The organism is Methanobrevibacter sp. YE315, from assembly GCF_001548675.1.
In the GTDB taxonomy this organism is placed as follows: domain Archaea; phylum Methanobacteriota; class Methanobacteria; order Methanobacteriales; family Methanobacteriaceae; genus Methanocatella.
Genome location: NZ_CP010834.1, coordinates 341,413 through 357,406 on the forward strand (window position 1 = coordinate 341,413; position 15,994 = coordinate 357,406).

15 protein-coding genes and 1 tRNA gene are annotated in these 15,994 nt (G+C 34.1%); 5 read left to right on the forward strand and 11 right to left on the reverse strand.

The window, feature by feature from the left end; all coding sequences use genetic code 11:
* Positions 1 to 3 precede the first annotated feature (3 nt).
* A complete protein-coding gene (locus tag TL18_RS01405; RefSeq protein ID WP_067040285.1) occupies positions 4 to 660 on the forward strand; it encodes a 3'-5' exonuclease in 657 nt (218 codons plus the stop codon).
* Positions 661 to 822: 162 nt separating this feature from the next.
* Here the strand turns inward: TL18_RS01405 and TL18_RS01410 are convergent, their stop codons facing one another.
* Both TL18_RS01410 and TL18_RS01415 read right to left on the reverse strand, forming a co-directional pair.
* Positions 823 to 3,021, reverse strand: a complete 2,199-nt coding sequence (locus TL18_RS01410) for a CDC48 family AAA ATPase (protein ID WP_067040289.1) — start codon at positions 3,019 to 3,021, stop codon at positions 823 to 825.
* A 313-nt stretch (positions 3,022 to 3,334) separates the two neighbouring features.
* The gene (locus TL18_RS01415) at positions 3,335 to 4,642 is read right to left on the reverse strand and encodes a prephenate dehydrogenase (RefSeq protein WP_067040292.1); all 1,308 of its coding nucleotides are present in this window, start codon (positions 4,640 to 4,642) and stop codon (positions 3,335 to 3,337) included.
* Positions 4,643 to 4,701: 59 nt separating this feature from the next.
* Here TL18_RS01415 and TL18_RS01420 point away from each other — a divergent pair, with 59 nt between their 5' ends.
* The 3 genes from TL18_RS01420 to TL18_RS01430 all read left to right on the forward strand — a co-directional run bounded on the left by TL18_RS01420 (position 4,702) and on the right by TL18_RS01430 (position 7,850).
* The gene (locus tag TL18_RS01420; RefSeq protein WP_067040295.1) at positions 4,702 to 5,763 is read left to right on the forward strand and encodes an mRNA surveillance protein pelota; all 1,062 of its coding nucleotides are present in this window, start codon (positions 4,702 to 4,704) and stop codon (positions 5,761 to 5,763) included.
* Positions 5,764 to 5,833: 70 nt separating this feature from the next.
* The gene (locus TL18_RS01425; protein WP_231483682.1) at positions 5,834 to 6,796 is read left to right on the forward strand and encodes a cell wall biosynthesis protein; all 963 of its coding nucleotides are present in this window, start codon (positions 5,834 to 5,836) and stop codon (positions 6,794 to 6,796) included.
* 4 nt (positions 6,797 to 6,800) lie between these two features.
* Complete coding sequence (locus TL18_RS01430; protein ID WP_067040298.1) at positions 6,801 to 7,850, forward strand: glycosyltransferase; 1,050 nt, start codon at positions 6,801 to 6,803, stop codon at positions 7,848 to 7,850.
* A gap of 5 nt (positions 7,851 to 7,855) precedes the next feature.
* Here the strand turns inward: TL18_RS01430 and TL18_RS01435 are convergent, their stop codons facing one another.
* A complete protein-coding gene (locus TL18_RS01435; protein ID WP_067040301.1) occupies positions 7,856 to 9,157 on the reverse strand; it encodes an FAD-dependent oxidoreductase in 1,302 nt (433 codons plus the stop codon).
* Positions 9,158 to 9,234: 77 nt separating this feature from the next.
* On the opposite strand from TL18_RS01435, the gene TL18_RS01440 reads away from it, so the two are divergent.
* A complete protein-coding gene (locus tag TL18_RS01440) occupies positions 9,235 to 9,510 on the forward strand; it encodes a HypC/HybG/HupF family hydrogenase formation chaperone (protein WP_067040304.1) in 276 nt (91 codons plus the stop codon).
* On the opposite strand, the gene TL18_RS01445 is transcribed toward TL18_RS01440, so the two are convergent.
* The 8 genes from TL18_RS01445 to TL18_RS01480 all read right to left on the reverse strand — a co-directional run bounded on the left by TL18_RS01445 (position 9,504) and on the right by TL18_RS01480 (position 15,843).
* On the reverse strand, positions 9,504 to 10,019 hold the full coding sequence (locus tag TL18_RS01445) for an amino acid-binding protein (protein ID WP_082706313.1): 516 nt from the start codon (positions 10,017 to 10,019) through the stop codon (positions 9,504 to 9,506). The genes TL18_RS01440 and TL18_RS01445 overlap by 7 nt on opposite strands.
* Before the next feature lie 134 nt (positions 10,020 to 10,153).
* Positions 10,154 to 10,228: transfer RNA gene (locus TL18_RS01450), tRNA-Ile, on the reverse strand.
* Between the two features lie 104 nt (positions 10,229 to 10,332).
* A complete protein-coding gene (locus tag TL18_RS01455; protein WP_067040310.1) occupies positions 10,333 to 10,617 on the reverse strand; it encodes a metal-sulfur cluster assembly factor in 285 nt (94 codons plus the stop codon).
* Positions 10,618 to 10,705: 88 nt separating this feature from the next.
* Positions 10,706 to 11,614, reverse strand: a complete 909-nt coding sequence (locus tag TL18_RS01460; RefSeq protein WP_067040312.1) for a DUF5591 domain-containing protein — start codon at positions 11,612 to 11,614, stop codon at positions 10,706 to 10,708.
* A 1-nt stretch (position 11,615) separates the two neighbouring features.
* Positions 11,616 to 12,107, reverse strand: a complete 492-nt coding sequence (locus TL18_RS01465; protein WP_067045319.1) for a TIGR00295 family protein — start codon at positions 12,105 to 12,107, stop codon at positions 11,616 to 11,618.
* Positions 12,108 to 12,117: 10 nt separating this feature from the next.
* Positions 12,118 to 12,636 (reverse strand): transcription factor E, encoded by a 519-nt coding sequence (gene tfe, locus TL18_RS01470; protein ID WP_067040315.1) that lies wholly within the window; start codon positions 12,634 to 12,636, stop codon positions 12,118 to 12,120.
* A gap of 119 nt (positions 12,637 to 12,755) precedes the next feature.
* Complete coding sequence (locus tag TL18_RS01475) at positions 12,756 to 13,955, reverse strand: DegT/DnrJ/EryC1/StrS aminotransferase family protein (RefSeq protein WP_067040318.1); 1,200 nt, start codon at positions 13,953 to 13,955, stop codon at positions 12,756 to 12,758.
* 4 nt (positions 13,956 to 13,959) lie between these two features.
* Entirely contained in the window at positions 13,960 to 15,843 is a 1,884-nt protein-coding gene (locus TL18_RS01480) for a nucleoside-diphosphate sugar epimerase/dehydratase (protein WP_067040321.1), read from the reverse strand.
* Positions 15,844 to 15,994: the final 151 nt, after the last annotated feature.

Sequence of the window (15,994 nt, forward strand, 5' to 3'; positions counted from 1 at the left end):
AATATGAAAGTGATATTTTTTGATACTGAAACTTCCGGATTGAACTGTAGGGACTGTGAAATCATTGAACTTGCCATGCTTACGGTTGAAGACGGCGTTATAACTGAATGTTATGATGAGTTTGTAAATATCGGAAAGGCAATTCATCCAAGAATCACCCAAATCACCAGCATTACAAACGACATGTTGAAAAATGAGGGATTGGATGAAAAAAGGGTTGCAGAGGATATTGCAGACAGATTAACTCCAGGAACATTGATGATTGCTCATAACTGTCAATTCGATTTGTCATTTGTCTTCAGTCTGCTGCAAAGACATTTTCCCGATGACGCTTTTGACATTGTAAAAAATGTTTATTGGCTGGATACATTGACTGTACTTAAAGACAGAAAGAAGTATCCTCATAAGCTAATAGATGCTGTAGAATATTACGGTGTTGAACCAGTTAATTTTCACAGGGCTATTGGCGATACAAAAGCACTGCGCAATGTGACAATAGCCTTAAGGAATGAACGTGATGATCTGGTTGAATATATTAATATATTTGGTTTTAACCCCAAATATGGTGTTGAAGGGGTAAGATTCCCATTTATAGAGTATAAAAAACAGTATTTTAATAATAGGATAGTCAATCCGAGTGATATTCTTCCAAGAAAGTAACATTAAATTTTATAGAGGTTGTGGGAAGATTCCATATCTTCCCATTTGTGGAGAAATTATATAAGATGGAGGTTGGGAAAGATTTCTGTATCTTTCCCTAAATATGGTCAGAATTCTTTTAAAGAGATAACAGAGAGAAGGAAGAAATTGTGGACTTTCTTCCTACATGTATTGAACTAACTGTTCTTCCTGGTTATTTCCAGGTTTCACTTTATCGATTGCTTCTTTAAAGTATTTATATGGAATTTCATTAGCTTCGAGGTTTTCTCTTAAAGTCAACATTGCTGCTTCTCTGCAAACTGCTTCAATGTCAGCACCAACATATCCATCGGTGTGTTTTGCCAATTTTTTGAGGTCAACATCTTTTGCTAACGGCATATTTTTAGTGTGGACTTTAAAGATTGAAATTCTTGCTTCTTCATCAGGTTCTTTAACTTGGATGTGTCTGTCAAATCTTCCAGGTCTCATAAGTCCAGCATCTAAAATGTCTGGTCTGTTGGTGGCAGCAATGATTGCTACGTCTTCAAGTTCTTCTAAACCGTCCATTTCGGTTAATAGTTGGTTTACAACTCTTTTAGTTACACCGCTGTCAGCGTCATTTCCGCTACGTGCACTGGCTATTGCATCAATTTCGTCGAAAAAGATCACTGTTGGTGCTGCTTGTTTCGCTTTTCTAAATACTTCTCTGACGCCTTTTTCAGATTCCCCGACCCATTTTGATAGAAGTTCAGGTCCTTTTACTGAGATGAAGTTTGCTTCACTTTCGCTAGCTACTGCTTTTGCTAATAATGTTTTTCCGGTTCCTGGAATTCCATAAAGCAAGGTTCCTTTTGGAGGCCTTATTCCTAAGCGTTGGAAGGTATCAGGGTGTTTTAATGGCCATTCAACAGCTTCTTTAAGTTCCTGTTTGACATCGTCAAGGCCACCTACATCATCCCATTTGATATCTGGGATTTGCACGAGAACTTCTCTTAAAGCGGAAGGTTGAATTTCTTTTTGTGCTGATTTGAAATCGTCACCAGTAACCACTATTTTTTTCATTACTTCTTCAGGAATCTCTTCATCGTTTTGGATTTCCGGCAAGATTCTTCTAACAACTCTCATTGCAGCTTCTTTACATAATGATTCGAGATCTGCTCCTACAAATCCATGAGTTGTATTTGCAATTTTGTCCAAATCTACGTCTTCTGCAAGAGGCATGTTTCTTGTGTGGATTTCAAGTACCTCTTTTCTTTCTTCAGAATCAGGTACTCCGATTTCTATTTCACGGTCGAATCTTCCAGGTCTCCTGAGTGCTGGGTCGAGAGAATCTGGTCTGTTAGTTGCACCAATCACTACTACTTGGCCACGGGATTTAAGACCATCCATCAATGTTAGAAGTTGAGCAACGGTTCTTCTTTCAACTTCTCCATTGGTTTCTTCTCTTTTTGGTGCAATTGCATCGAGTTCATCGATAAATATGATTGAAGGAGAATTTTCTTCTGCTTCTTCGAAATATTCTCTTAGGTTTTCTTCAGATCCGCCCACATATTTGCTCATGATTTCAGGTCCGTTTATTGCAATGAAGTGAGCATCACTTTCGCTAGCTACTGCTTTTGCAAGTAATGTTTTTCCGGTACCTGGTGGGCCGTGCATCAATACTCCTTTTGGAGGTGCAATACCTAATTTTTCAAAGAGTTCCGGTCTTTTAAGAGGAATTTCAATCATTTCCCTTACTTTTTTAACTTCATCTTTAAGACCGCCGATATCTTCGTAGCTTACATCTACAAGATTTCCTACTCCTTCGATTTTGCTTACATCAACCGGGCTTTCATGGAGTTGTACTTCAGTATTTGGACCAACGATTACAATGTCTTTTGGGTTGGTTGATATTACTGCGAATTTGATTTCTTTCATTGTAGGTGTGAAGTCCATTAATTCATCAAACAGGCTGCCGAAACTCATGTTCATACTTGGTTTTGGGGCTCTAATTTGTGATCCAATGATATCTCCTTGCACCATTACTTTGCCTGCAAATAAACCACGTACATCTCCTTGTACACGGATGTTATTTTCAATTGGAGCTAAAACAACTTTTTTAGCTTCTGTTGCTTTAGTTTTTTTAACTGTGACTTCTCCACCGATAGTTGCTCCTGAGTTTTTACGTACTAATCCGTCAATTCTGATAACTCCAAGTCCAATATCGGTTTGGGAAGGAAGAGCGATAGCTGCAGTTCTTTTTTCTCCTACGATTTCTATTAAGTCCCTTTCTTTGATGTTCAAGTCATCCATTACGTTTGGATCAAGTCTTGCGACTCCTTGACCAACATCTTTTTGGGAAATTGCTTCTGCAACTTTTAGAGTAATTTCATTTTTTGCCATGATATCATCTCCTTTTTTATGGCTGTGATGTAATAATTGTTATTTGCGTCAATCTTTTATTAACTTTTTGTAAGTTTATTGACAGATATACTGTGTATGTTTTACTATATAAACGTTTCGGTTTTGTGAGTTTTTAAATTATCCTTAAAAAAAGCTTATTTAATCTAAAAAGGATTAAATATTTCTAATTGATTTATAAAATTTATATTAAATATTTTTTTATAAAATAAGTGAAAGTTAAAGTGTTATAGTCGATTTAAAAATTTAATTACTTTATGACACTTTAACATTAGTTCGTATTGTATAAAACAATTTATCTTATGATTCCGCCAAAGCCAGTGAATAGCTTTTTCACATCTTCAATGTCTTCTTTACTTATTGCAGTGATTTTGAAAGTTAAACTGATGCAATCATCATCTATTTGAGGGCCATTGTACTCATCGGTCAATTCACAGCTGATAATGTTGTTGTTATGCAGAACGGTTTTTATTATGGTTTCAACCTGAACGTTCTTTGTAAACACGCAGCTGATGGACTCGGTCTTTTTCAGATTTTTCACTTTCCAATTATGAAGTTCATTTTTAGTTAAGATTCTGATATTAGCTATACGGAACGGCTTGATTTCTTTGCCGGTATTGAGGTATGCGGTTTTATTGTCTAAATCTTCAAGGATTCCAACATGTATTTTTCCTGAATAAATATGTTTTAGACCAATTTCCTCACCAATAGAATTGTTTAGATATTTAAATTCAAAATTCAGTGCACTAATTGCTTTATCACTTCTACCTAAAGCGTTTTTAATATCACCCATATGTTTTGTTGCCTTAATTGCAATTTCAACAAACTTCTCATCATCCTTATTATTGATAATATCCCTTAGTTCGAGCACGGCATCGGCGAAAGTATTTCTGATTTTCGGGCCGTTATCGTTCATGGATTGGATGTAGTATGTTAAGTATGGATTTTGAGCAACAATACGGGCAATCATATCTATCATGAGGTTGTAGATGGGACTTTCATAATCTTCGGTTTCAGACAAATCGACTTTCAGTTTCTCGATTGTTGAAGCTGTTGAAATGAATGAAAAGTGGGTTAAAACTTGGACAATACTCATCATATAATCATGTTTTTGAGCTGTAGTCTCAATTATTCTCATATTTTTGCTTTCAAGGTATCTATAAACCTTATCATACCATTTACCTTTCTTGTCTGGTGTAAGAACAATAACCTGGTTGTTCAAATCAGTTGTTCTAGGACCAAAAATAGGGTGTGTTGGGATGTATTCGATAGTTTCGGGCAGTACTTCTGCCATTGTTTTAGACGGTTCCTCTTTAACGGAAGTCACATCAACCATCAGGCTCCCCTCTTTCATGAACGGGGCAACTTCCCGTATGACATCTGAAGCATGGTTGATAGGCACGGAAATTACCAATATGTCACAGATATTTGCCAAATCAACATTTGATTCAATATAGTTAACATTCAACTCTTCCGCTACTGTTTTACCTTTCTTATGGTCTCTTCCGGTTATAAATACATTAAATTCGTCTCTAAAATAGTAGATGAGGGTTTTACCTAAACCGTCACTACCTCCAATAATTCCAACATTCATTTTAATCATTAATAATATTAAATTAATAGATATATAAATTATTAACAAGAAAGTGTTATTGTGAAATCATGAAAATTTTAAATCAGAATACCAAGGAAGGAATAATCGAAATCGTTCCAGAAACACTGGATGATTTATGGCATTTGTCTCATATAGTGGAAGTTGGGGACAATGCATCCTCTAAAACAACAAGGCGTATCCAGGACAATACAGGCGATAAGCTAAGAAGTGATAGAGGGGTTAAAAAAACATTTTATTTAGGTTTGGATATTGAAAGTATCAGTTTTCATTTGTTCACAGGAAAATTAAGATTAACAGGAGTCATTACACGGGGACCTGAAGATCTGATTCCTCTGGGATCTCACCATACCTTGGAAGTTAAGTTAAACACTCCAATCACCATTAAAAAGGAAAGATGGCCTAATTGGGCAATCAAAAGACTCAACCAAGCCATTGATGCATCAAAAAAACTATCTGCGATAATTGTAGTTTTGGAAGATGATACTGCGACATTGGGCCTTATGAGGCAGTACGGTATTGAATATTATGGTCCGATTAAAGGGAATGTCTCAGGAAAAAGGATTATAGACAAGAACAGGCAGAAAAATATTGTTCAGTTTTATGAAAAGGTTGTGGAATCCATAGTCAAGTTTGATTCAATACAGAATATTGTAATTGCAGGACCTGGCTTTGTCAAAAACGATTTTTATGATTATCTTAAGGACAATCATAAGGACTTGGCAAAAATTTCGATTATTGAACCAACAGGCTCCGGCGGCCGCAATGGGATTTCCGAAGTTCTTAAAAAAGGAACAGTTGAAAAGTTAACTTCAGAAAATAGGGTTGCTTTGGAAATGGGAGCTATTGACAATCTGCTTTCAGAAATTGGTAGAAATTCATCTAAAATTGCTTATGGTGCAAAAGAAACTAAAAATGCCATTAATTTAGGCGCGGTTAGTCAACTGTTGATTTTGGATACTAAAGTTGCCAGCGAAAACATGGGTGAATTAATGGACATGGTTGAAAACATGAAAGGGGAGGTAATGGTTGTAAGTAGTGAGCATGAAGGTGGAAAACAATTGGAAAGCTTAGGTGGTATGGCGGCTATTTTAAGGTATGAAATTAATTAAATTAGTGTAAATTATTTATATCATGAAAAATTAAAAGATATAATAAGTTTAATGGGTTATTGTGATTGACATGTATTTTTCAATGTTTTATGCATTCATTTTTGTCTTTATTTTATCGGCTGTAGGTACTGCAGTTTTAGATATTATTTTTAGATTCTTAGGAAAAAGAGGTTACATGGGTAACCTATACCCAAACGTTAGGGGAGGAATTCCAAGAGGAATCGGACTGGTACCGTTTGTCATACTGTCTTTTTATATGTTGCCCGGCCATAATACTCTTGTTTTAATTATAGGTATTTTTGCATTCCTTGATGATGTTTTGGGAAGAAGGCCATGCATCCCATTAGGTATTGAATGGGGTCAACTTTTAAGAGGCATTGGAATCTTTTTAGTGATGGCTGTTGGCATTCTTGAAGGCTTTGGCGTTTCAGCTATTTTCATAGCCTTGATGGTTCAGCCATTGAACATTTCAGATATGCAGCCGGGATCCACTTGTATTGTTACAATAATAATGTCAGTTTTAACAGTATTATTCATGTTGATTATTGGATCACAAGGCCCTGGTGAACTACCTGCAACATACACTCCGTTATTAATATTAATTGTATGTTTAGGTTACTGTCCATTAGATTTTTCAGGAAAAATCATGTTGGGAGAAGTTGGTAACCACACATTTGGAGTTGCATTAGGCATTGCCTATTATTTAGTGGGCGGTTTATGGTCATTGATTCTACTCGGTTTTATTACCGTAGTCCTAATCGCTTTTGTTAGAAGAAATAATTTAAGAATATTTTTCACACAAAAATTAGGGATATACAATCCTACATTCGGGGATTATTTCATGGATGTATTGACTGGAGGGGGTCTAGGAGATTTGCTTAGGAGATTCTTCCTTGAAGACAAACAGTATAATATCACAAATCCTTTATTGATTTCATTAGGTTTCAGAAGATTACTATACAATCCATATGTATATCACCCAAAGAAATTCATTCCAAGCAGGGAAAAAGCAAGGCTGGGAAAAAGGTTATGATTTTATGAAGATTCTATTCATTATTACAGGCAGAGGAATGGGTGGAGACTCTTCTGTCGCTCTTAATTTAATGCAAGCATTTGAAAAAAAAGGAGTCATATGCGAAGCGGGCTTAGATGAATCTGCACATTTGGATGCATTTGAAAAAAGAGGGTACCGCTGCCATAAAATTTCAGTTCCTCAGGCTGGGGGTCATTCGGCCACTAAACTTTCACTTATAAAAGGCGCTTTAAGATTAATAAAAGCTACTTTTAAAGCAAAATCAGTTATTAAAAAAGAAGATTATGATGCCGTTGTAGGAATTTTAGGAGGGGGTGCTATTGTAGGATCCCTTGGAGGCAAATTTGCTCGAAAACCTACTTTTTCATTAATTTCAACTCCTACTGATTCAAAAGTATGTCCTAGATTCAATAAATCTTATGTTTTACCGGAACATGAGCTATTCAAAGTAGATTCTCTTCCGGATAATATGGTAAAAGCTTTCTATCCATTACCTGATAATATTGAGGAAGGTAATGAAAAAATTGCATTGGAAAAATTAAAAGAATATCCTATTTTTGATGAAAATAAGAAAACAATCCTGTTCTCTTCAGGTTCATCCATTTTCAAAGGAATAATTGAAGCTATTAATTTAGTCGCTAACCGTACTGACGAGTATAATCTTGTTCTGGTCGGTTTGCCATTGCACGACGAATATTTGGATTTAATCGATGAAAATACAACCATTTATGCAGGTTATATTGATTGGATAAATCATTTATTTAAGTTTTCTGATTTATCTGTTCTAACTGATGACGGAATATCTATTGAAGAAGCATTGATTTGCGAAAAGCCGATTGTTACTCTTACCCGAGTCAAATGGGGAAGATATCAGAATATGGCTGGCGTATTTAAAGGTGCAATCATTGAATCTGAAGTTCAAGATGTTTATGAAAGTATTAATATGGCTTTTGAAAACTATGATTCACTTCAAAAAAGTGCTATTCATTACGGTAAACTCTGTAACGAAGCGGCAGATAAACTGGCCGATGATATTCTAAATCAATTAAAATAGTGGTATTATAACCACATATTTTTAATAATTTTATAATTTGAATCAGCAGACGGATGTATCTCTATAAATTCATCAAAATCATCCAAATCATAGTCCATTCTCATCAGATAAGATAGATATGAAACATCGCTTACGGATGATGGGGAAATTGCATTGATTTTGTTTATTCTGTTGTTTTTATTGTCAAATTCAATTTCAGTATATCCGGTATCCCATGTTAAAATATTCCAAAATGAGTTTGGCCCGGCAATTCCTGGAATTCCAATAGTTGTTTTATCGTTGTCGTCACAATCTGAATTTTCATTTTTGACAAAGCTGACTTCCATGTTCAAACTTAATGTTTGAGGAATGCAACTGTAGCTAATTTTATTTGAGTATCCTGCCATATTCCTTGCAGCTGTGATACCTTCTTTTCTAGCTACTGGGGTTAGTTGATATCCTCCGGTAACATCCCCTGCAGCATATATATTATCAACATTAGTTTTCATCATTTCATTTACTTTAATGGTTTTGTCATCATTTAATTCAACAATTCCTTCGGCGATTTCACTGTTTGGTGTCCTTCCTGTTGCAAAGAACGGAATTCCGTCCAGCTCCTCATCATTGTCGGTTAAAACTTTATCCTTAGAAACTTCAACTACATTGGTGTTTTCGTAAATATTGACATCAGGTATAATTTTTTCTAGAACGAATCTCCTTGTTGATTCATTGATTTCTTTTAGGAATTTACTTCTGGCAAGGATATTGACTTCACTGCCAAGGCTGGAATATATATTGGCTATTTCTCCTGCAATTATGCCTCCACCGATGATATTCAATTTTTCAGGAACATCGTCCAATTTTAAAATGTCCTTATTTGTCAAACCAAATTCGGAACCTTTAATATTCGGTATAAATGGTCTGGCACCAGTAGCTATTAACAGATTATCATATTCAAAGCTTTCATTATTGACATTAATTGTATCTCCATCAATGCTGGCTTCACCATAAATGATATTGTTTCCAACGTTTTCATTTTCCATCTGGTTGATTTTTCTAACCACTTCCTGTGTTTCAACTATCTTTTCAACTATCTTTTCATATGAAATTTCAAGCTGACTTTTTATGAATCCGTGGTTGTTGAATCTGTTGTTTGAATCTATGAATTTTGTAACGTCAGTAAGTGCACAGATAACCATACAACCTTCATTTAAACATGTTCCAGCTATATGGTTTTTTTCAATTAATGTAACTTCTTCGCCTAGTTTTCCAAGTTCTAAAGAGGCTAATCTTCCGGCAGGACCTGAACCAATAACAATATTTCTCATTTAAACACCTATTTAGATAATTTTATATAATACTAGTTTTGTAAATAATATATATTAAATTTTGGAGATGGAAATAAATGTGTATTGCAGCACCCGCTCAAATAGTTGAAATAAATAGGGAAGAAAATTGGTTATATGCTGACTTTGGTGGAGCAAGACAACAAGCTAAATTAGATCTTTTACCTGATGTAGAAGTTGGCGATTATGTACTTATCCATGCTGGTTATGCAATCGAAAAATTATCTGAAGAAGCGGCTAAAGAATCTTTAGAAGCTTGGGAAGAACTTTTAGAAGTTCTTGAAGAAGAAGATAGAGAAATGGAAAAAGCAAGAATGGAAAATTTAAATCAATAAATTGACACTCTTGTTACTCCTTTTATTTTTAAAAATTCATTAATTAAATCACCACTTACAGGTTCTTCTGTAATGATGGTTAATATCGGAGACTCTTGGAGCTCTGTATCTTCGGCATAAGCTTGTCTTATTCCGATTCCTTTTTTTGTAATCAAATTTGTTGTTGAAGCAAGGATTCCTTCATTTTCTGATCCCACTTCTATTTCAATAACTCCCAATTCCAGATTTTTAGCTATGTTTTTTAAAAGTGTTCCTGCAGGGATAATGTTGCTAAAAAGATTATATAACTCTTTATCTTCTTTAATTATATCGATGGTTGATTTTATGGCTCTTCTATCAACGTCTGCTGCTGTAGCTAAGGATTTATCGCTGATTTTTAAATTTCCACAATAAATTTTTCCATCCTCATTCAGGGATAATCCGAGTTCAATCATTTTTTCTGCAACTCTCATTCTTGCAGGGTATTTTCTAAATTTTTCATTAATTTTTTCCCACATTATTGTCACCATTCAAACTTTTTGTACATTCAGGTTATCTTTTGTTGAATGTAATATATATTTGTTGGGATTGTAATTTGAAAATAAGTTAAAAAAAGATTAAATTGTCAAGAAACATGTAAAAATCTTTAAAAAATAGTTTTAAGTAGGCTAGATGGGATTCGAACCCATGACCTCCCGGTTATCAGCCGAGCGCGCTAACCAAGCTGTGCCACTAGCCTATGATATTTAAGTGACAGTTAACTGTCAACACTTACACTTATGTTAATTACTATATATAACTGTTTCGGTAGTTATATATAGAATTAAATAAGATTTTAAAAAATTATCTATTAATCATTTCGTTAATGGAATCTGCCATTGCATGACCTTCAACGATGATTTTAGCATTTTCAACGCCATCAACTTGTTCTGCTCTAATTTTTGCATCAGCAGCGATACGTGTGATACTCATACAACCAGGATTAGTTGGTTTGAGGGTAATTTCAGCTTGGTCTCCATCAACAACAATATTTTGCACAATGCCCATTTCCACGATACTAATTCCCATGTGAGGGTCATTAATTACAGAAATAGCATCTTTAATATTATTCACTAAATCTTCAGACATGATTTGTCTCCTATAATTTTTTTGTATTTTATAGATATTTATACAAGATATTTATAAACATTGTTATTTATTGAAAGTAATCATTTAATTACTTTACTCGATGTTTAATTTTTACAGCAATGCCGTTGTTGCATTCTTCCATTTCATAACCGGTCATTATTGCCTTTCCAACTCCAACGACCTCGTTATCCTTAACAACAACCACCTCATCATTTGGAATGATATTATGCGCTGCTTTTTTAATTCCAGGCGAGAATACAGTATTTGTTGTCAAATCAAAATCAATCTCTACAGTATTGATGTTCAATTCGTTAAGTATTTCTCCTCCTGCCAAATTTAATCTGTATAATCCATAATCTTTATTTAATAATGCTAATTGAGTTCCATTTGATAAAATTCTCTTATGGTACATTCCTTTTGTTTTGACATTATCTGGAATGAACTCATCCCCATTTTCACCAAATTGATATTTTGCAATTGATTTCAATTCATGTAAAGTCTTTTCTTTTCTATTATTTCTTTGATGATTTTTAAGTTCCATTCTTAAATTGTAAAGTGAATCTGGGGAAGTCGGACGACCGTCCTTGCAGGTATTGATAAAGTCATCAACATAGGCCTCACAGGATTCCAAATATCCTCCTGAAAGATTTGCAACAATTGTTTTTCCTTTGCAATATTTTGCAATTAGCTTTCCGGTTTCTTCAATTTCATCTTGAGACCATGAACCGGTTGTACTTACATCATATGATTGAATAGGGAATGTATTTTCGAGTTCTCTTGGACAAATTCCAAAAGGTGAAGTCACAATAAGCTCCTGATATGATCTTGTGATTTTCCTAAATTTCTGATGTGATTTTGAATTGGAATAAGGTTTTTTCATACTGCATGGCAATAGAACAACTGTATCTCCAAGAGGTTCCATCATTTCCATTCTTTGTCTCCACCTTACAGCTTCAGGGCGGTATAATGATTCTTCACTTGAGCATATTACTTTCATATTATTCCTCAAAGGCTTTAATTAATTCGTCATCGAGCTTTATTAGTCTTTCAATATTTTCATCACTAATTTCAGCATTCCTTTTCCATTTCTTTATTACAAAATCAATATCCACTTCATCGCTGCCGCTTATTAGATTGTCTGCATGAGCTACGATTTTTTCTTCAAGAGTTTCCGGTACATATGATTTTTCAGGAAGTCCCAGTTTTAAGGCTTCACTTTCGGTTATCCCTGCACCGATGTGTCTTTCGATAATGTTTAAAACATCTTGGGAATATCCATATTTTTTAGCTATTTTAACTCCTTCAATGGCATGAGTGATTCCATGAGTTTTAGATCTCCCGATATCATGTAAAAGAGCGCCTTTTCTAATTAAGTCTTCATTAACATCATCAAAATTAGCAGCTATTTTCATAGCCTTTTTACAAACGGCTTTGCAATGGGCGATGACATTTTCAGGAGTGTTCTCCTTTTTAAGTAATTCAATTTCCATTTTATCTTGTTTATTTGTTTTTTTCAGTAAAGGAATTAAAATTACTTTCAACCATTTTAATGTCTTCTTTTATTTGTTCGATGGTTTCTGCATTGTCTTGGAATTCTAATTCTTCACCACATGCTGGGCATAGGAATTCATAATCTGAAGATTCATCAAAATCAAGTCTTACATGACCTAAAGGACAGATGAAGAACATATTGTTTTCTTCACGCTCTAATTCTTCATTAAGCATTTTTAAATAATTTTCAGAATCTTTTATAATACGATTGATGACTTCTTCTTTTTCAAATTTCCAAGAATAAGTGAACCATTGGGTTTCAGGGTCTTTGCTTCTTTTATAACTAGCTACTCCAACATCATAAAGCCTGTAAAGTATTTTTCTAACAATATTTAATTTAATTCCAGTTTTATTTGCAATTTCCTCGTCAGTTTCAATGCCGTCGTTTAATGCTTCAACAATAGGTAAATTACTTTCATCTTCGACAATGCTAGTTAATAAAGTCTTTACTAATGGATCGTTTATCATTTAATTTCCCCTAAAACTTACTAAAATCGAATTATCATATATGAGTAAAAATTAATTAAGTTTATGATATAAGATTTAAAATCGATATTAGGTATATCTTTTTTATTATAAATATATATCTAATATTCATCTAAAATTTCCAATAGATTTTGTATAATATATTCAACTTCTTCATCAGTTAATGTAGAATATATAGGCAAACTTATTTCGTTTTCAAATAGATTGTAGGCATTCGGATAATCTTCAATCTTAAATCCTAAGTTTTTATATGCAGTAAGCATTGGAAGCGGTTTGTAGTGTACATTAGTGCTGATTCCCCTTTCTTCCATTTTTATTATAATTTCATTTCGTTCTTCTAATGAAATCCCATCTATTCTTGTCAGATACAAATGTCCGGATGATGTTGAATTTTCACTAATGTGTTTTGGTGTAATGACTCTGCTGTTTTCAAATCCTTTTTCATACTTTTCAACAATTTCCAACCTTCTTTTCAGCAGGGAAGCATATCTTTCGAGTTGTCCAAGTCCGATTCCCGCCTGAACATCGGTCATATTGCATTTGTATGCAGGAATTAGGATGTCGTACTCCCAAGATCCTTTTTGAGTTTTTTCCAAAGCATCTTTGGTTTGTCCATGCAATGAAAGGATTTGTAATTGCTTGTATAGCTTTTCGGAATCTAATCCGTCATGATTTTTCCAGGTTACGGCTCCTCCTTCAGCTGTTGTTAGGTTTTTAACAGCATGGAATGAAAAACAGGTGAAATCTGCGAGTGACCCTGCCTTTTTATTGTTCTGTATGGCGCCGAAACCATGAGCACAGTCAGCTAATACAATAATTCTATTGAATGCTTCTTGAATTTCGTTATTTGGTGAGAATAATTCTTTTTTATTTTCAATGATTTCAAAGATTTTATCATAATCGCATAATATTCCCGCAATGTCAACAGGCATTATTATTTTGGTTTTATCCGTTATCGCTTCACTCATTAATGAATAGTCCATTTCTTCCCTGTCTTTTTGACTGTCTATCATTACAGGTGTAGCTCCAACATGGCATATGACGCTGCATGTGGCAGTATATGTATATGCTGGTACAATTACCTCATCACCTTTTCCAATGCCCAATAATCGTAATGTCATCTCAAGGGCAGTAGTTGCAGCACTTAAACAAACGGTTTTGTCGCTTCCGCAATATTCGGTTATTCTTTTTTCAAATTCTTTTGTTTTAGGTCCTGTTGTAATCCAGCCGGACTTTAATGTATCAATTACTTCTTCAATTTCTTTGTCAGTGATGTCTGGTGGTGAAAATGGTATGTTCATGTTGTTATTCTCCGTTTACTTCTTTAGGATCTTTATAAGTAGGAACACATTTTTTCATTGTTTGCTTAATGGTTTCTTTATCATAAATGTCATTATCAATAATTTCTCTGAGTGAATCCAATTTCTCTTCAACTTCGTCCATTGTGAAGTTCATTGGCTCTGTGATAAATATCTTTTCGTGATTTGTTCCTTCAAGGTTTTCTTCGTTCATTAGCAATTCTTCGTATAGTTTTTCTCCAGGTCTCATACCGGTAATTTTAATTTCAATATCTTTTCCAGGTTCTAATCCGGATAATTCAATTAAACTTTTTGCCAGGTCGTAAATTTTAACGGGCTCGCCCATGTTCAATACAAATATTTCCCCTCCCTTAGCATAAGTGATTGATTGGAGCACAAGGGCTACGGCTTCGGGGATTGTCATGAAAAACCTTGTAATCTCTTTATGGGTGACGGTTACAGGCCCGCCTTCTTTTATCTGTTTTTTGAATAGTGGCACAACTGATCCGTTACTTCCCAAAACATTTCCAAAACGAACGGCTACAAATTCAGTTTCGCTTTCTCTGTCTTTTGCCTGAATAATCATTTCACATAATCTTTTTGTAGCTCCCATTATATTTGTCGGGTTAACGGCTTTATCTGTGGATATTAAAATAAAACGTTTTGTATGGTATTTATCGCATGCATTAACAAGATTGTATGTTCCAAACACATTGTTTTTAATTGCTTCGGTTGGGTTATTTTCCATTAATGGAACGTGTTTGTGTGCTGCCGCATGGAAAACAACATCCGGAGAGTATTCTTCGAATATTTCATACATCCTTTTTTCATCCCGGATATTTGCAATGATTGCAATTATGTCATTATTCGGATATTTGGATTTTAATTCTAATTCGATATCATATAGGCTATTTTCATATATGTCTAACATTAGCAGCTGTTTTGGATTGTGCAGCATTATTTGTCTACAGAGCTCTTCACCAATAGACCCGCCTCCGCCGGTCACCAAAACTGTTTTATCGTTTATTATGCTTTTTATGTTATTATTGTCAAGTTCTATTGATGGTCTTCCGAGCAGGTCTTCAATTTCTATATCCCTTAAGCTTTCATATAGATTTTCTTCAGCGGAAATAAGTTCCCTTAATCCAGGCAATATTTTGACTTTTGCATTTGTTTTACTACAGAGCTCTAAGATTTCCTTTCTATTTTCATCGTCAATATTTACAATTGTGAAAAAGATTAAATCGACATCGTATTTTTCACAAATCGGTATAATGTCATTTCTGTTACCGATAATTCTTACTCCTGCCACAGAATATCCTTGACGTTTTTCATTATCATCTATAATTCCGATAATGTCATATTTTCCTTTCAATGTTGAATTTAGTGTTTTTATAATATCATTGGCGGAATATCCTCCGCCTATAAGCAATAGTTTTTCTAGATTTTCATCGGTTTTATCCCCATTATTTGCAGGATTGGACAATAAGATGGATTTTATGATTATGCGCACTATAACAATTAGGACACCTGTGATAACTCCAACAGCTAAATTGACTTTGAGGGCGGGATCTCTCATGCCCAGAAATTCTTCGATTATTGATACAATAATCAGGGATAATAATGAAAGTACAATGTACATCATATAATCATGATTGTTTTCGTATCGTATGATGTTGGAGTAGCGTCTGCTGAATCTAAAAACAACTTGCAGGACAATGATTGCTAAAAGTGTACTTATTAACATGTTAGTATGGGATATTGTTTGCCCGATATCTAAAAATGTATCGCTGATTAACACGGACACTAGATAATAGCTTATAATTATTGCAATTGAATCTGCCAACGGCAATAAAATATTCCTATATTTTCCGATGTTATCTATGTTCATTAGCAATCATCCTCACGTTAATTAAAGAAAAATATAACTTATAACTTATAATAAATTTAGTAATAGTATATATTATAGATTATTAAATATAAAATTTTCTTTTTAGAATTTTTTTCAGTTATGAATTCTTTTTTTTAAGTCTTCATTGAGT